A 16704-nucleotide genomic window follows, 5' to 3' on the forward strand; every position below is an offset into this window, starting at 1 on the left:
GATGAAGATCGGTGCCTACACCGCCTGCCTGCACGACTTGCCCCTCGAGGAGGCGCTGGCGATCATGCGCGACCTCGGCCTGAACAGCGCCGAGGTCAACGCCGGAGGGTTCATCGGGACGCCGCACCTGCCCGTGGATGAGCTGCTGGAGAGCGCGGAGGCGCGCGAGGAGTACCTCGCGATCTTCCCGAAGTACGGCATCGAGCTCACGGCGCTGAACTGCAACGGGAACCCGCTGCACCCCGATCCGGAGGTGCACCACGCCGAGGACCTGAGGCGGACCATCCGGTTGGCCGGGTTGCTCGGCATCAGGACCGTGATCACCATGTCGGGCCTGCCCGCCACCGACCCCGGCGGCTCGCGGCCGGCCTGGACGGTCATCCCGTGGGACAGCGTCCACAAGGAGACCCTGGACTACCAGTGGGACGAGGTCGCGGTCCCGTTCTGGAAGGAGATCCAGGAGCTCGCGGCCGAGCACGACGTCAGGGTCGCGATCGAGATGCACCCGCACAACCTGGTGTTCAACCCGGCGACGATGAAGCGACTGGTCGAGCGGACCACGCCTGCGGACGGCAGGAACCGCCTCGGCGCCGAGATGGATCCCAGCCACCTCTTCTGGCAGCACATCGACCCGGTCAGGGCGATCGAGGACCTCGGCCCGCTGGTGTTCTTCGCCGCGGCCAAGGACACGCTGATCCACGAGACCGCCGCCGTCAACGGCGTGCTCGACGACCGCTTCGAGTGGATCCCGGCGGAGGAGGACCCCGTGGGTCTCGGCGGTCGCTACACGGTGACCAGGTGGCCCGAGGTGCCCGGCTGGTCCTTCGTCGCCGTGGGCCGCGGCCACGACGTGGGCTTCTGGGCGCGCTTCCTTGCCGCCATCTACAAGGTCGACCCCGAGATGCCGGTGAACATCGAGCACGAGGACGCCTCGTTCGGGCAGGTGGAGGGGCTGGAGTTCGCCGCGCAGCACCTGCTCGCCGCGGCCGAGGACGCAGGGGTGGCCTGAACGCGCACCCACTGTTAAAGTCAGAATGTAAGTACAAAGTAGGAGGTCCGTATGAGAACCATCGAGCACTGGATCGGCGGCAAGCCGACCTCCGGAGTCTCGGAGCGCGCGTCCGCGGTCTACGACCCGGCCACGGGGGAGCAGCAGGCCGAGGTCCTGCTCGCCGACGTGGCCGACGTGGAGGCTGCCGTCGCCGCGGCGAGGGATGCGTTCGAGGACTGGTCGCAGACGTCGGTGAACAAGCGCGCCAAGGTGCTGTTCGCCTTCCGCGAGCTCGTCAACGCCCGTTCCGCGGAGCTGGCGGAGGTGATCACCGGCGAGCACGGCAAGGTCCTCTCCGATGCGCTGGGCGAGGTGCAGCGCGGCCTCGAGGTCGTGGAGTTCGTCTGCGGCATCCCCAACCTGCTCAAGGGCGACTACTCCGACCAGGTCTCGACCGACGTGGACACGTTCTCGTTCCGCGAGCCGCTCGGGGTGGTCGCCGGGATCACCCCGTTCAACTTCCCCGCGATGGTGCCGATGTGGATGTTCCCGGTCGCGATCGCGTGCGGGAACACCTTCGTCCTCAAGCCGAGCGAGCGCGACCCCTCCGCGTCGATGCTGCTCGCGCAGCTGTGGCAGGAGGCCGGCCTCCCCGACGGCGTCTTCAACGTGGTGCACGGCGACAAGGTCGCGGTCGACGCGATCCTGGACTCACCCGACGTGGCCGCCGTGTCCTTCGTGGGCTCGACCCCGATCGCGAAGTACATCCACGAGCGCGGCACGGCCAACGGCAAGCGGGTCCAGGCGCTCGGCGGAGCCAAGAACCACGCCATCGTCCTGCCTGACGCCGACGTGGACTTCGCCGCCGACCACCTCGCCGCCGCGGCCTTCGGCTCGGCCGGCGAGCGCTGCATGGCGATCTCGGCCGCCGTCGCGGTCGGTGACGTCGCGGACCGCCTCGTCGAGGCCGTCAACGACCGGGCACGCGCGGTCAAGGTCGGCGACGGCCGCGAGGCCGACAGCGAGATGGGTCCGGTGGTCACCCGTGCCGCGCAGGAGCGCATCGTCGGGCTGATCGGCGCCGGCGAGGAGCAGGGCGCCCGGATCGCCGTCGACGGCCGCGAGCACGTCGTACCCGGTCACGAGGACGGGTTCTTCGTCGGCCCCACGGTGATCGACGACGTCTCCACCGCCATGGACGTCTACACCGAGGAGATCTTCGGGCCGGTGCTCTCCGTCGTACGCCTCGACACGGTGGATGACGCCATCGCCCTGGTCAACGCGAACCCCTACGGCAACGGGACGGCCATCTTCACCAACAGCGGTGAGGCCGCGCGGCGGTTCCAGCGCGGCGTGCACGTGGGGATGATCGGCATCAACGTGCCCGTCCCGGTGCCGATGGCCTACTACTCCTTCGGGGGCTGGAAGAACTCCCTGTTCGGCGACCTGCACGTGCACGGGCCCGAGGGCGTGAGCTTCTACACGCGGGCGAAGGTCGTCACCTCCCGCTGGCCGCGCAGCGAGAACGCCAGCGACGCCAGCTTCCACTTCCCGACGTCGAAATGACCTCCGCAGCAGGCAGGAGATGCAGATGAAGATCGCGCTCGACCCGTACATGTTGCGCAGCACCCCGCTGCTCGAGCTCCCCGGCGTGGTGGCCGAGCTCGGCTTCGAGCACCTCGAGCTCTCGCCCCGCGAGGACTTCACCCCGTTCTTCCTGCACCCCCGCGCCGACGACGCCACCGTGCGCTCGTTCAAGAAGGCCCTCGACGCTGCCGGGGTGAAGGTCGCCTCGCACCTGCCGCTCTACCGCTGGTCCGGACCCGACGAGGACGAGCGCCAGGCCGCGGTCCGCTACTGGAAGCGCGCCATCGAGATCACCGTCGACCTCGACTGCCGGGTGATGAACTCGGAGTTCAACGGCCGCCCCGAGGCGGCGAGCAGGTCCGAGGCGCAGTTCTGGCGGTCGATGGAGGAGCTGCTCCCGGTCTTCGAGCGCGAGGGCGTCGAGCTCCGTCTCGAGCCCCACCCCGACGACTTCGTCGAGGACGGGCTCGTCGCGGTCGACATGATCCGCGGGATCAACTCACCGCTCGTGTCCTTCCTCTACTGCGCGCCGCACACCTTCCACATGGGCGGGAACATGGCCGAGATCATGACCTACGCCGGTGACCTGATGACCCACCTGCACCTGGCCGACTCCTTCGACCACACCGGGTCCTCGGGCCTGCGCTACATCACCAACCCGCCCGGGAACCCGGTCCGGGTGCACCAGCACCTCGACATCGGCCAGGGCGAGGTCCGCTGGGACGAGTTCTTCGCGACCCTGCACCAGCTCGGCTTCGGCTCCCGTGAGGGCAACGTGATGACCTCGTGCGTCTTCGCCTGGGAGGAGCGGGCCCAGGACTCCAGCCGCTTCATGCGCAAGACCATCGACTCCTACGTGGGGTCCTGGTGAGCGTCGCGGGGGAGCTCGAGCTGCTCACCGTGGGCCGGGTGGGGGTCGACATCTACCCCCAGCAGGACGGACCCCTCAAGGACGTCTCCACGTTCGCCAAGTACCTCGGCGGCACGGCCACCAACGTCGCCGTGGGCGCGGCACGGCTGGGGCGGCGTACGGCCGTGCTCACCAAGGTGGGCCCGGACGGGTTCGGCGAGTTCGTTCGGGAGGCCCTGACCGGGTTCGGGGTGGACGCGTCGTACGTCGGGACCGCCCCCGGGTTGCTCACGCCCGTGGTGTTCTGCGAGCTGGACCCGCCCGAGGACCCCGGCCTGGTCTTCTACCGGGAGCCGGTCGCGCCCGACCTCACCATCGGCGAGGACGACATCCCCTGGGACGTGGTCCGTGACGTGCCGGTGTTCTGGGTGACCGGGACCGGCGTGAGCGCTGAGCCGGCGCGCACCTCCCAGCTGACCATGCTCAAGCACCGGGGCCGTCCGGAGGCCGGGTCGGGCAGGCACACCGTGCTCGACCTCGACTGGCGGCCGATGTTCTGGTCCTCGCCCGGGCACGCCGGCGCGGAGTACGACGCCATGCTGGACCACGTCACCGTGGCCGTCGGCAACCGGGCCGAGGTGGAGGTCGCCGTCGGCACCGGCGACCCGGACCGGGCGGCCACCCGGCTGCTCGACCGCGGCGTGGAGCTGGCGCTGGTGAAGATGGGCGCCGAGGGTGTCCTGGTCGCCACCGCCGAGGGCCGTGACGTCGTACCGCCCCACCCCGTCGAGGTCGTCTGCGGCCTCGGGGCCGGGGACGCCTTCGGCGCTGCCCTCGTGCACGGGCTCCTCGCCGGGTGGGGGCCGGCCGACATCGCGCGGCACGCCAACGCGGCCGGGGCGATCGTCGCCTCCCGGCTGGCGTGCGCGGACGCGATGCCGACGCTCGCCGAGCTCACCGACCTCGTCGCGCGGGGAGGGGATCGTTGATGAGTGCCAGCGAGGTCGAGCCGATCGTGGAGCGGCGGGGACCGAAGATCACCACCGAGCAGTGGCGAGACCTGCTGCGGCTGCGCGCCAGCGACCCGGGTGCGGTCGCCAAGGCCTATGCCGCCCGGCGACGCCCGGCCCGCTTCCTCTCCGAGCGGGAGACGCTGTTCCTGGTCGCCGCCGACCACCCTGCCCGCGGCGCGCTCGCGTCCGGGGGCGACGCGATGGCGATGGCCGATCGCCGGTCCCTGCTCGGCCGGCTCGTCGAGGCGCTGCACCACCCCGATGTCGACGGGGTGCTCGGCACCCCCGACGTGATCGAGGAGCTGCTGCTGCTCGGCGCCCTCGACGACAAGGTCGTGATCGGGTCGATGAACCGGGGCGGCCTCGACGGCGCGACCTGGACGATGGACGACCGGTTCACGGGCTACGACGCCGAGAGCATCGCCCGGTGGGGCCTGGAGGGCGGGAAGATGCTGCTGCGCATCGACGACACCGACTCCGGGACGGCCACCACGATCGAGGCCTGCGCGCGCGCCGTGAGCGAGCTCGCCGACCGGGGCCTGGTCGCGATGGTGGAGCCGTTGCCCTACGAGCGCGACGCCGACGGCACCCCGTTCCTGCGCAAGGACGCGCCCGCGCTGTCCCGCGCGGTCACGATCGCCTCGGGGCTGGGTACGACGAGCGCCTACACCTGGCTCAAGATGCCCTCCTGCGACGACTTCGAGACCGTGTTCGGGTCGACCACGCTGCCCTGTGTCGTGCTCGGCGGAGTGCCGAGCTCGGACCCTGCCGCCGCCCTCGAGTCCTGGGGGCAGACCCTCTCCCACCCGGCGGTGCGTGGGCTCGTCGTGGGCCGGAGCCTGCTCTACCCACCCGACGGAGACGTCGGCGCCGCCGTACACGCTGCGGCCGAGGTGCTCCGCTCCGCCAAGGACGGTGAGTGAGGTGACTCTCCACCGCCCCTTCCCCGGGTCCGCCGGGAGCGCCGCCGAGCTGGTGGCGCTGACGCCGCAGGACGCCGGCTGGGAGTGGACCGGGCTACGCGTCCTGCGACTGGCCCCCGGCCAGGCGGTGCAGGTGGAGACCGGGCCGAGCGAGGTCTTCGTGCTGCCGCTGCGGGGCTCGGTGCGGGCGGAGGTGTCCCTCGCGGAGTCGCCCGGGACGTGCGAGGCGAAGTTCGACCTCGACGGCCGGGCGAGCGTGTTCAGCGCCGTCACCGACTTCGCCTACGTGGGCCGGGACAGCCTGCTGACCCTGCGGTCCGAGACGGTGGCCGAGGTGGCCCTCCCGGCCGCACGCTGCGAGCACCGCCTCGAGCCGCGCTACGGCGCCGCCGCCGAGGTGCCGGTCGAGGTCCGCGGGGCGGGGACGGCGACCCGCCAGGTGAACAACTTCGGGGTCCCCGGGGTGTGGGACCACGCCGAGAAGCTGGTCTGCTGCGAGCTGGTCACCCCGCCGGGCAACTGGTCGAGCCACCCGCCGCACAAGCACGACGCGTCGGCGCCGTGCGAGGTGGTCAACGAGGAGATCTACTACTACCGGATCGCCGGCCCGGACCAGGTGACTCCCTCCCGCACGGGCGTCGGCTACCACCGGACCTACACCGGCCCCGAGCACGAGGAGGCCGGCCTCGCGCCCCTCGACGAGACCGTCGAGGTTCGCGACCACGACGTCGTCCTCGTCCCGCACGGCTACCACGGTCCGTGCATGGCGGCCCCTGGATACCCGATGTACTACCTGAACGTGATGGCCGGCCCGGGGGCCGAGCGAGCTCTCGCGTTCTGCGACGACCCCGACCACGCGTGGATCCGGGACGGCTGGGCCGACCAGCAGCTCGATCCGCGCTGCCCGGTCACCTCGGCGTCCGGGCGCGCCGACGGCCTGGTCCCGTCGTACGACGATCCAGCCCACCCGGAGGAGGCACGATGACCGGCACGATCCGACTCACCACGGCGCAGGCCCTGGTCCGGTGGATGATCGCGCAGCGCTCGGAGCTGCTCGACGGGACCGAGGTGCCGCTGTTCCCGGGGATCTTCGCCATCTTCGGGCACGGCAACGTCCTCGGGCTGGGCACGGCGCTGCACGAGCACCGCGAGGAGCTGCCCACCTGGCGCGGGCAGACCGAGCAGGGGATGGGCCTCGCCGCGGTCGGGTTCGCCCGGGCGATGGACCGCCGGCAGGTGATGGCCGTGACCACCTCGATCGGGCCCGGTGCGCTCAACCTGGTGACGGCGGCGGGGGTGGCCCACGCCAACCGGCTTCCGGTGCTGCTGCTCCCCGGGGACACCTTCGTCGGACGGGCGCCCGACCCGGTGCTCCAGCAGGTCGAGCACTACGGGGACCCGACGACCTCGGTCAACGACTCCTTCCGGGCTGTCTCGCGCTACTTCGACCGGATCACCCGGCCCGAGCAGCTGCTCGCCACGCTGCCGCAGGTGGCGCGGGTCCTCACCGACCCGGCCGACTGCGGGCCGGTCGTGCTGGCGATGCCGCAGGACGCCCAGGTCGAGGAGTTCGACTTCCCGCTCGCCATGTTCGAGCCCCGGGTGCACCGCGTCCCCCGGCAGCGCCCCGACCGGGACGACCTCGAGGAGGCGGCGGTGGCGCTGCGGCAGGCCGAGCGTCCGCTGCTGGTCCTGGGCGGCGGGGTGCGCTACTCCGGCGCGGCGATGCAGGCGATCGCGTTCGCCGATTCCCACGGGGTCCCGGTCGTCGAGACCGTGGCGGGCCGCACCCTGGTCCCGCACGACCACCGCCTCTACGGCGGGGCGCTCGGTATCGTCGGCGCCACCTCCGCCAACGAGCTCGCGGCGCAGGCCGACGTCGTCCTCGCCGTGGGCACGCGACTGCAGGACTTCACCACCTCCTCGTGGACCGGGTTCGCCGAGGGGGTGCGCCTGGTGACCGTCAACGCCGCGCGGTTCGACGCCGTGAAGCACTCCGCGCAGGCGGTCGTGGGCGATGCGCGGGTGACGCTCGCGGAGCTCTCGGAGTCGCTGGGCGAGTGGAGCGCGGACACCGCGTGGTCCACCCAGGCCGGTGCCCGGCTCACCGACTGGGACGCGCACGTCGACCGGCTCCGTGAGGGTGCCGCCCCGGACGGGTCCCTGACCTATGCGCAGGTCGTCGGCGTGGTCAACGACGCCAGCGGCCCAGAGGACTACGTGCTCACCGCCTCCGGCGGGATGCCCGGCGAGCTGCACGGCGGTTGGCGGACCGGGGTGGTCAAGCACGACCAGTCCCCGACCTCCGGCGCCACGATGGACCTCGAGTACGGCTTCTCCTGCATGGGCTACGAGGTCGTCGCCCCCTGGGGCGCGGCGATGGCGCGTGCGCAGACCCACCCCCACGGCCTGGTCACGGGCCTGTTCGGCGACGGGTCCTACCTGATGCTCAACTCCGAGCTCTACTCCGCCGCCTTCGCGGGCCACCCCTTCGTGGCGGTGCTGTGCGACAACTCCGGCTTCGCGGTGATCCACCGGCTGCAGACCAACCAGGGCGCCGAGGGGTTCAACAACCTGCTCTCGGACTCGCGTGGTCCCGGCGCGGACGGCAGCGTGCACGTCGACTTCGCCGCCCACGCCCGGTCGCTCGGGTGCCTCGTCGAGGACGTGCCGGCCGACGCCGGCGTGGAGGAGCTGCGTGCGGCGTACGACCGCGCGCGGAACGCTGCCCGGGAGAAGCGCCGTCCGGCCGTCGTCGTGTGCCGCACGCACCCCGCCGCCTGGACCGAGGCGGGCGCCTGGTGGGAGACCGGGGTGCCGGGCTCCCTGAGTGGTCGCGAGGCCTACGACGAGGCCAAGCAGGAGCAGGTCCGATGGCTGTGAGCAGGCCATCATGACCGGATGCCGCGACCTGCGCGTGGGCGTGATCGGCTTCGGCTGGATGGGACGGCTGCACGCGCGCGCGTGGAGCCGGCTCTCGGCGCACTACCCCGAGCTGCCGGTCCGTCCAAGGCTGGTCGCGGTGGCTGACCACCTCTCGGACGCGGAGCTGGAACGCTCCGTTCGCGGGCACGGCTTCGCCGAGCTGCACCGCGACTGGCGCAGCCTGGTCGCGCGTGCCGACCTCGACGTGATCTCGGTCTGCGGCCCGAACCACCTGCACCGGGACATGGCGGTCGCGGTGGCGGAGTCGGGCCGGCACCTGTGGATCGAGAAGCCGGCCGGGCGCAACGCGGCGGAGACCGCCGAGATCGTCGCGGCCGTCGAGAAGGCGGGTGTGCGGTCGGCTGCCGGCTTCAACTACCGCAACGCCCCCGCGGTCGAGCACGCCCGGCAGCTGGTGCTCCAGGGAGCGCTGGGCAGCCTCCAGACCGTGGAGGTCAGGTTCCTCGCCGACTACGCCGCCCACCCCCAGGGCGCCCTGTCGTGGCGCTTCCTCCAGGACCAGGCCGGCAGCGGGGTCTCCGGGGACCTCGCCAGCCATGCGGTGGACCTCGCGAGCCACATCGCGGGCGAGGTGGTCGAGCTCGTCGCCGACGAGGGCCGGTTCGTCACGCAGCGGCCGCTGCCGGCCGGCGCCGGCTCCCACTTCGCGCGCGGGGTGAAGGGGACCCGGGGCGAGGTCGAGAACGAGGACTACGTGGGAGCGCTGCTGCGGTTCGCCTCCGGAGCCCGCGGCACCCTGGTGGCCGGCCGCACCGCCGTGGGTGAGCAGTGCGGCTACGAGATCTCGGTCCACGGGGACCTCGGTGCGTTCGCGTGGGACTTCCGCAGGATGGGGGAGCTGCGCCTGTGCCTGGGGTCTGACTACCAGGACGCGGCGTACTCGACGGTGCTGGTGAGCCCCCGTCACGGTGAGCTCGCCGCGTTCCAGCCGGGCGGCGGCATCGCCATGGGGTACGACGACCTCAAGGTGATCGAGGCGCTCCGGCTGGTCGAGTCGATCCAGTCGGGCGACCCGGTGGGGGCCACCGTCCAGGACGCGCTCCGGGCAGCCGAGCTCGTCGACGCGATGCAGACCTCGATCTCCGAGCAGAGGTGGGTACGGCCGTGAAGCCAGTTTCTCAGGTCCGCGTCGGGCTGGTCGGTGCCGGGCGCATCGGCTCCTCCCACGCGGAGGTCATCGCCAGGCACGTCCCGGGAGCGACCCTCGTCGCCGTCGCCGATCCCCGCCCCGGTGTCGCCGAGGCGCTCGGGGCGCCGCTGGGCGCCCGGGCGATGACCTCCCCGGAGGAGCTGTTCGCGGCCGACGACGTCGAGGCAGTCGTGATCGCCGCCTCCAGCGTGGCCCACTGCGAGCTGGTGGTGGCCGCGGCCGGGTCCGGCAAGGCGGTGTTCTGCGAGAAGCCGATGTCGATGACCCTCTCGGAGGCCGACCGGGCGATCGCGGCGGCGGAGAAGGCCGGGGTGGCGCTCCAGGTCGGCTTCAACCGGCGCTTCGCGGCCGACTTCGCTGCCGCGTACGACCTCGTCATGGCGGGTGGCATCGGCTCCCCCCACCTGATGCGGTCGCTGACGCGTGACCCGGGGCTGGCCGACCCCGGCGGCGTACCGCCGTGGACGATCTTCACCCAGACCCTGATCCACGACTTCGACACGCTGTTGTGGCTCAACCCGGGCGCCGCGGCCGTCGAGGTCTACGCGACCGCGGACGCGCTGGTGGCTCCCGAGCACAAGCACTCCGGCCTGCTGGACACCGCGGTGGTCGTGATCACCTTCGACAACGGCACCCGGGCCGTTGCGGAGGCGAGCTTCTCGGCGGCGTACGGCTACGACGTCCGGGCGGAGGTGTTCGGGTCGGCAGGGATGGTGACCGCCGGTGGCGCCGCGCTGGCCCCGGTGACCCACTACGACGCCGGTGGTCGGCACGCACCGACCCCACGGGGCGACGTCGAGCTCTTCGGTGATGCCTACGTGGCCGAGTTCGTGGAGTTCGCCGACGCCGTGCGCGAGGGCAGGGCGCCGGCCGTGACCGGGGTGGATGCGCGGCGGGCGCTCGCCGTGGCGCTGGCGTGCGTGGACTCGGTCCGGGCCAACGCGCCGGTGCCGGTGGTCCAGTGAGCTTCGTGCTCGCGGTCAGCGCGGAGATGGTCCATCTCGACCTGCCGCTGGTCGAGCGCGTGTGCCGGCTGCGCGACCAGGGCTTCGCCGTCGAGATCTGGGACTGGACGGCCAAGGACCTCCCCGCTCTGGCGGCCACGGGGGCGCGGTTCACCTCGATGACCGGGTACGTCGAGGGCGAGCTGGTCGATCCCGACGGTGCCGACACGCTCCTGCGCACCGCTGAGCGCTCGATCGAGGCCTCCCGCGTGCTGGGCTCGCCCAGCCTGAACCTCCACGGCACCGGTCTGGACGGCCGTGGCCTGCCGGTCCGGCCGGTCGAGGTCGTCACCGGCGAGATGTGGCTGCGTGCCCTGGAGACGCTGCACCGGGTCGCCGACCTGGGCCGGCGCCACGACGTGGTGTTCACCCTTGAGAACCTCAACCGCGAGGTGGACCACCCGGGCACCCCGTTCGCGCGGGCCGCCGACACGCTCGCCCTCGTCCGCGCCGTGGACAGCCCGCACCTGCGGATGAACCTCGACCTCTACCACGCCCAGATCGGCGAGGGGAACCTGATCGAGCTCGTCCGCCGGGCCCTCCCCTGGGTGGGGGAGATCCAGGTCGCCGACGTACCCGGGCGCTGCGAGCCGGGCACCGGGGAGATCAACTACGCGGCGGTCGCCCGGGCGCTGGCCGCCGAGGGGTACGACGGGGTCGTGGGCCTCGAGGCCTTCGCGAGCGGTGACAGCGACGCCGCGGTCGAGGCCTTCCGGAAGGCGTTCACGCTCTGAGAGCAGGGGCCGGACGCGGGGTGGTCACGGGCTTCGTGGGCCCGCCACGAACAGCGACGCCGGCCGAGCCCTCGGGGGGCTCGGCCGGCGTCGATCGGCGGAGGATAGGGGATTCGAACCCCTGAGGGCGTTAACCCAACCCGCTTTCCAAGCGAGCGCCATAGGCCACTAGGCGAATCCTCCGTCGCGAAGGCTACCTGCCCCGATTGGCCGTAGCGAAATCGACCTCCTAGACTTCCTGCCAACCCCCCATGCGGCGGTACCTCGCTGAATCCCCCAGGGCCGGAAGGCAGCAAGGGCAGGCGAGCTCTACCGGGTGCATGGGGGGCCTTTGTCTGTGTCGGTGACCCAGACCGCTCTGGCTAGCGGTCACCTTGATGGCTGGTTCGCAGCAAGAGGTCGCCTGCGGCGGCCGTGAGCTCCTCGCGGGCGTCGGGATGGGCGGCGTAGGTGATCAGGTTCGCTGCCTGGCGCTCCTGGTCGTGCCCGAGGATCTCCGCGGTGCCCTGCTCGGTGATCACCGCGGTCATCTGGAAGGAGGTCACCGGAGCGGAGACCATCGGCACGATCGTGGAGCGGCCAGCGCGGGGGTGCCACGAGCGCAGCCCGATCAGCGCCTGGCCGCCGGGGCTGTGGATCGCGCCCACGACGAAGTCCGCCTGACCGCCGAGCCCGGAGTAGATCCGCCCGCGGACGCGCGAGGCGTTCGCCTGGGCGTACAGGTCCACCTCCAGGGAGGAGTTGATGCTGAACATCGCCGGGTTCGCCGAGATCCGGGAGGGGTCGTTGGTGACCTCGGTACGGGTCATGTGCACGCGCTCGTTGCGATCCAGCCACGCGTAGAGCTCCTCGGAGCCGAACACGAACGAGGTGGCGATCGGGACGTCCCGGTCGAGCGCCCCGGCCCGTTCCAGGGTGAGCACGCTGTCGCTGAACATCTCCGTCCACACCCGCAGGGAGCGACGGTCGGTCAGCCCGAGCAGCGCGGCGTCGGGCACGGCGCCGATGCCGGCCTGCAGGGTCGCGCCGTCCGGGACCCGTGCCCCCACGGCGGTACCGATCGCGACGGAGGCCTCGTCGACCGCGAGCTGGTGGTGCACGTCGAGGGGCTGGTCGACCTCCATGACCAGGTCGACGTCCTCGAGCGCGATCACCGCGTCGCCGAAGGTGAACGGCATCCGCGGGTTGGCCTGTGCGATCACGGCGCCGCCGGTCCGGCGTACGGCCTCGATCGCGGCGGGGAGCACGTTGACCTCCGTGCCGAGCGAGATCATGCCGTCGCGGGGCAGCGAGGTGTGCAGCACGACGAGGTCGGGCGCCATGTTGCGGTTGAACAGCGCCGGCACCATCGAGAGCCGCGACGGCACGTAGCGCAGCCGGGGGCTGCGCCGCATCCCGGCGCCGACGAACGAGGTCTCCAGGACGACTCCCTCGCGGTCGGGCAGGCCGGGCTGCCCGTTCAGGGCCCACAGTCGGTACGTCGGGAGCAGCCGGTCGACCTCGGCGACGAGGTGCCACGGTGTCGCGAAGTTGCCGGAGACCACGATGCGCGGCTCCGGGGGTAGTCGGTCCAGGATCTGTCGCAGTTGGTGGTCGCTCACGGTCGCGAGCCTAGACGGCCGCCCGGTGCCGGCCTCAGGCCACGAAGATGCAGAAGGGGTGCCCGGCGGGGTCCGCAGGGGCGAGGAGGGGGTCCTCCGCATCATCCGTGCGGTCCAGGAGGAGCAGCCGTGGTCGCCACCTGTGCCAGGTGTCGTCCCGGCCGTCTAGGGTTCAGGTGTGGAACCAACCCTCGCGCTCTACCGCCGCTACCGGCCGGAGACGTTCGCCGAGGTGATCGGTCAGGACCATGTCACCGAGCCGCTCCGAGCGGCACTGGCGAACAACCGGGTCAACCACGCCTACCTCTTCTCGGGACCGCGTGGGTGCGGCAAGACCACCAGCGCCCGAATCCTGGCGCGAGCGCTGAATTGTGAGAAGGCGCCGATCTCGGACCCGTGCGGGGAGTGCCAGTCCTGCCGCGACCTCGCCCGCGGGGGCCCCGGCTCCATCGACGTCATCGAGATCGACGCGGCCAGCCACGGTGGCGTCGACGACGCCCGTGACCTGCGGGAGCGGGCGTTCTTCGCGCCGGTCAGCAGCCGGTTCAAGGTCTACATCATCGACGAGGCCCACATGGTCTCCTCCCAGGGCTTCAACGCACTGCTGAAGCTGGTCGAGGAGCCTCCGGAGCACCTGAAGTTCATCTTCGCCACGACCGAGCCGGAGAAGGTCATCGCGACCATCCGCTCGCGCACGCACCACTACCCGTTCCGGCTGATCCCGCCGCGCACGCTCTCGGACTACCTCGCCGACCTGTGCCAGAAGGAGGGCGTCCGGATCGATCCGGCCGCCCTGCCGCTGGTCGTCCGGGCCGGTGCGGGCTCGGCTCGCGACTCGCTCTCGGTGCTCGACCAGCTGCTGGGCGGGGCCGGCCCCGACGGGGTCACCTACGAGGTGGCCACCAGCCTGCTCGGCTACACCCCGGACAACCTGCTCGACGAGGTGGTGGACGCGTTCGCCGCGGTCGACGGCGCGGGTGTCTTCGGGGTGGTCGACAAGGTGATCGAGACCGGGCAGGACCCCCGTCGCTTCACCGAGGACGTGCTCCGCCGCCTGCGCGACCTCGTCATCGTCGCCGCCGTCCCCGACGCGGCCACCACCGGCCTCATCGACGTGCCGGCCGACCAGGCCGAACGGCTGGTCTCCCAGGCCGCCCGGTTCGGCAGGGCCGAGCTCGTCCGCGCGGCCGACATCGTGGCCAGCGGCCTCACCGAGATGCGCGGGGCCACCACGCCGCGGCTGCTTCTGGAGCTCATCTGCGCCAAGCTGCTGCTCCCGGCGGCCGACCACGACTCGCTGGGCCTCGGAGCCCGGCTGGACCGGCTCGAGCGCCGGGCCGCCGTCACCGGTCCTGTTTCTGGTCCTGTTTCTGGGGCACCCGCCGAGGACGTCCGCGGACGTGGCGCCGAGCCGCAGCGGCCGTCCACCCCGGCACCGGCGGAGCCTGCGCCTACCCCGCCCACCCGGCCCGCTCCGCCGCAGCCGGCGGCAGCGCCCCCTGCACCCGCTTCGCCTCCTCAGGCCCCCGCCGCACCGGCTGCGTCCGCGTCGGCGCCTGCACCGCAGGCCGAGCCTGCTGTCGCCGCGGCGTCCGATGGCGGTGGCGCCGGTACGGGGACCCTGTCCCTGGCCGACGTACGCCGGATCTGGCCCGACCTGCTCGAGGCGGTCAAGAAGATGCGGCGGTTCACCTGGATCCTGCTCAGCCAGAACGCCCAGGTGATCGGGGTGGACGCGACCAGCCTGACCATCGGCTTCAAGACCGCGGGTGCACGCGACTCCTTCGTCGGCGGGGGGAGCCAGGAGATCCTGCGCCAGGCGGCGATCGACATGATCGGGGTCGACTGGAAGGTCGAGGTGGCCGTCGACCCCTCGGCCCAGCCGGGCCAGGAGACAGCCCCTCGGGTCATCCGCCCCGCCGCGGCGAGCGCCCCCGAGCCGGGCGCCGACAGCTCGCCCGGAGGCCCCCCGGCCTGGGCCGGCGACGAGGCCCGCGGTGAAGGCCAGCCCGCGGCCGAGCGGGTCCGCCCGCCCGGCGTCGCCGCGGCGCGCAACAACATCGCCCCCACCCGCCGGGGCGACGAGCCGGTCCCCGCCCACGCCCAGGGCCCCGACCTCGACGCCGACGCCAGCCGCGACGACCCCTCCGACGAGGACAACGGGATCGACACCACGCAGCTCCTCGAGCGCGAGCTCGGAGCCACCGTGATCGAGGAGATCCCCCATGACTGACCGCGGCGCGACCGCGACCCAGAGTTGTGACACCAGAGCGAACACCGGGAGCAGATGAGATGACGGACAACCCCTTCGGCAACCTCGCAGGCGAGGGCGGCTTCGACCTGCAGGCCATGCTCGAGCAGGCCCAGCAGATGCAGGCCCAGCTCGTCGCAGCCCAGGAGGAGCTGGCCGCCACCACCCTGGAGGGTTCGGCCGGAGGCGTCGCGGTCTCCGTCACCGGCACCGGCGAGCTCGCCGGCGTCACGATCACCCCGGGCTCCTTCGACGGCACCGACCCGGAGTCGCTGGCCGACCTCGGCGACCTCGTGGTCGCCGCCTACCGCGACGCGAAGACGCAGGTCGACGCGCTCGCCGCAAGCACCCTGGGGCCGCTGGCCGGTGGCGCCCTCGGTGGCCCGGGGGACCAGCCGGGCGGACTGCCGGGAGGCCTGGGCAGCCCCGGTGTATGAGGGCGTCCTCCAGGACCTGATCGACGAGCTCGCGCGGCTCCCGGGCGTGGGCCCCAAGGGCGCCCAGCGGATTGCGTTCCACCTGCTCGCGGCCGACCCGGTCGACGTACGCCGTCTGGCCGACACCCTCATGGAGATGAAGGCCAAGGCCAAGTTCTGCAAGGTCTGCGGCAACGTCTCCGAGGAGGAGCTGTGCCGGATCTGTCGCGACCCGCGCCGTGACCCTGCGCTGATCTGCGTGGTGGAGGAGCCCAAGGACGTCGTGGCGATCGAGCGCACGCGCGAGTTCCGCGGGCGCTACCACGTGCTCGGCGGTGCGATCTCGCCCCTGGAGGGCATCGGCCCCGAGCAGCTGCGGATCCGCGAGCTGATGGCCCGGCTGGCCGACGGAGTGGTCACCGAGGTGATCCTGGCGACCGATCCCAACATCGAGGGGGACGCGACCGCGGCCTACCTGAGCAGGTTCCTCAAGGACATGGACTTGCGCGTGACGCGTCTGGCGAGTGGACTGCCTGTGGGGGGAGACCTCGAGTACGCCGACGAGGTCACTCTCGGCCGGGCATTCGCAGGAAGGCGAAACGCAGGTGACTGAGATCGTGGTGGATGCCGAGCTCGAGGAGTTCGCGCAGCAGATCGCCGACGCGGTGGAGTCCTTCCTGGTCTCCCTGCAGGCGATGTCGCGCGAGGAGAACGGCGGGACGGTGCTGCCGCTGCTCCTCGTCGAGGTCAGCCAGATCCTCCTTGCCGGCGCGCGTCTCGGCGCGCAGCGCGACTTCGCGCCGCGGCTGGAGTACCAGCCCGACGTCGGTCCCGACCCCGACCTGGACGCGATGCGGCTACGGCTGGCGCGGCTGCTCGATGCCGTCGACACCTACACCTACAACTTCGACCCCTACGTCCCCGAGATCGTCCAGGGCCAGCTCTCCGACGACCTCACCAGCATCGCCACCGACCTCGCCAACGGGCTGCGGCACTTCCGCTCCGGTGACGTCTCGGAGGCGCTGTGGTGGTGGCAGTTCTCCTACCTGGCCAGCTGGGGGGACAACGCGAGCGCGGCGCTGCGGGCGCTGCAGTCGGTGATCGCCCACGACCGGCTCGACGCGGACCTCGCGGACGAGAGCGACCAGATCGCCGCCGCGGCGGCCGCGTTGGACCGTGGCGTCGGCACCGCCTGACCCCACGTAGAATCGTCGGCGGCCAGCAGTCGGCTCTCCGGA

15 protein-coding genes, 1 tRNA gene and 1 other RNA gene are annotated in these 16704 nt (G+C 72.2%); 15 read left to right on the top strand and 2 right to left on the bottom strand.

Annotation, left to right across the window (positions count from 1 at the left end):
• Position 1: 1 nt before the first annotated feature.
• From AC4BGC_RS18940 to AC4BGC_RS18985, 10 genes are read left to right on the top strand one after another with little or no spacing between them, the layout of a single operon-like run.
• Positions 2 to 1009: a sugar phosphate isomerase/epimerase family protein gene (locus tag AC4BGC_RS18940; protein WP_490546837.1), complete on the top strand. Its 1008-nt coding sequence runs from the start codon at positions 2 to 4 to the stop codon at positions 1007 to 1009.
• A gap of 51 nt (positions 1010 to 1060) precedes the next feature.
• Complete coding sequence (locus tag AC4BGC_RS18945) at positions 1061 to 2557, top strand: CoA-acylating methylmalonate-semialdehyde dehydrogenase (RefSeq protein WP_490546836.1); 1497 nt, start codon at positions 1061 to 1063, stop codon at positions 2555 to 2557.
• Between the two features lie 25 nt (positions 2558 to 2582).
• Entirely contained in the window at positions 2583 to 3449 is an 867-nt protein-coding gene (locus tag AC4BGC_RS18950) for a sugar phosphate isomerase/epimerase family protein (RefSeq protein WP_490546835.1), read from the top strand.
• Positions 3443 to 4417, top strand: coding sequence for a 5-dehydro-2-deoxygluconokinase (iolC, locus tag AC4BGC_RS18955; RefSeq protein ID WP_490557213.1), 975 nt, complete (start codon positions 3443 to 3445; stop codon positions 4415 to 4417). Before AC4BGC_RS18950 ends, iolC begins: the two co-directional genes overlap by 7 nt.
• Positions 4417 to 5364: a Cgl0159 family (beta/alpha)8-fold protein gene (locus AC4BGC_RS18960; RefSeq protein WP_490557130.1), complete on the top strand. Its 948-nt coding sequence runs from the start codon at positions 4417 to 4419 to the stop codon at positions 5362 to 5364. Before iolC ends, AC4BGC_RS18960 begins: the two co-directional genes overlap by 1 nt.
• A gap of 1 nt (position 5365) precedes the next feature.
• On the top strand, positions 5366 to 6349 hold the full coding sequence (iolB, locus tag AC4BGC_RS18965; protein WP_490557131.1) for a 5-deoxy-glucuronate isomerase: 984 nt from the start codon (positions 5366 to 5368) through the stop codon (positions 6347 to 6349).
• The gene (gene iolD / locus AC4BGC_RS18970; protein ID WP_490557132.1) at positions 6346 to 8247 is read left to right on the top strand and encodes a 3D-(3,5/4)-trihydroxycyclohexane-1,2-dione acylhydrolase (decyclizing); all 1902 of its coding nucleotides are present in this window, start codon (positions 6346 to 6348) and stop codon (positions 8245 to 8247) included. The genes iolB and iolD overlap by 4 nt, the downstream gene beginning before the upstream one ends.
• A 10-nt stretch (positions 8248 to 8257) precedes the next feature.
• Complete coding sequence (locus AC4BGC_RS18975) at positions 8258 to 9418, top strand: Gfo/Idh/MocA family protein (RefSeq protein ID WP_490557133.1); 1161 nt, start codon at positions 8258 to 8260, stop codon at positions 9416 to 9418.
• Positions 9415 to 10425, top strand: coding sequence for a Gfo/Idh/MocA family oxidoreductase (locus tag AC4BGC_RS18980; RefSeq protein ID WP_490557134.1), 1011 nt, complete (start codon positions 9415 to 9417; stop codon positions 10423 to 10425). Before AC4BGC_RS18975 ends, AC4BGC_RS18980 begins: the two co-directional genes overlap by 4 nt.
• On the top strand, positions 10422 to 11198 hold the full coding sequence (locus AC4BGC_RS18985) for a TIM barrel protein (RefSeq protein ID WP_490557135.1): 777 nt from the start codon (positions 10422 to 10424) through the stop codon (positions 11196 to 11198). The genes AC4BGC_RS18980 and AC4BGC_RS18985 overlap by 4 nt, the downstream gene beginning before the upstream one ends.
• Positions 11199 to 11296: 98 nt before the next feature.
• Here the strand turns inward: AC4BGC_RS18985 and AC4BGC_RS18990 are convergent.
• Positions 11297 to 11381 (bottom strand) — tRNA-Ser (locus AC4BGC_RS18990).
• 60 nt (positions 11382 to 11441) lie between these two features.
• Between AC4BGC_RS18990 and ffs the strand changes: the two genes are divergently transcribed.
• Positions 11442 to 11531: signal recognition particle sRNA small type (gene ffs, locus AC4BGC_RS18995), an RNA gene on the top strand.
• Positions 11532 to 11560: 29 nt separating this feature from the next.
• Here ffs and AC4BGC_RS19000 read toward each other — a convergent pair.
• Positions 11561 to 12799, bottom strand: coding sequence for an acetyl-CoA hydrolase/transferase family protein (locus AC4BGC_RS19000; RefSeq protein WP_490557136.1), 1239 nt, complete (start codon positions 12797 to 12799; stop codon positions 11561 to 11563).
• Between the two features lie 178 nt (positions 12800 to 12977).
• Here AC4BGC_RS19000 and AC4BGC_RS19005 point away from each other — a divergent pair, with 178 nt between their 5' ends.
• The 4 genes from AC4BGC_RS19005 to AC4BGC_RS19020 are packed head-to-tail and all read left to right on the top strand — an operon-like array spanning position 12978 to position 16662.
• Positions 12978 to 15032 carry a DNA polymerase III subunit gamma and tau gene (locus AC4BGC_RS19005; RefSeq protein WP_490557137.1) on the top strand — a complete coding sequence of 685 codons (2055 nt, stop codon included), beginning with the start codon at positions 12978 to 12980 and terminating at the stop codon, positions 15030 to 15032.
• Positions 15033 to 15091: 59 nt separating this feature from the next.
• Positions 15092 to 15487 carry a YbaB/EbfC family nucleoid-associated protein gene (locus tag AC4BGC_RS19010; RefSeq protein ID WP_490546826.1) on the top strand — a complete coding sequence of 132 codons (396 nt, stop codon included), beginning with the start codon at positions 15092 to 15094 and terminating at the stop codon, positions 15485 to 15487.
• On the top strand, positions 15480 to 16079 hold the full coding sequence (recR, locus tag AC4BGC_RS19015; protein ID WP_490546825.1) for a recombination mediator RecR: 600 nt from the start codon (positions 15480 to 15482) through the stop codon (positions 16077 to 16079). The genes AC4BGC_RS19010 and recR overlap by 8 nt, the downstream gene beginning before the upstream one ends.
• Positions 16072 to 16662, top strand: a complete 591-nt coding sequence (locus AC4BGC_RS19020; RefSeq protein ID WP_490546824.1) for a DUF5063 domain-containing protein — start codon at positions 16072 to 16074, stop codon at positions 16660 to 16662. Before recR ends, AC4BGC_RS19020 begins: the two co-directional genes overlap by 8 nt.
• The last annotated feature ends 42 nt before the right edge of the window (positions 16663 to 16704 follow it).

The organism is Nocardioides sp. Z38_18, assembly GCF_058215695.1.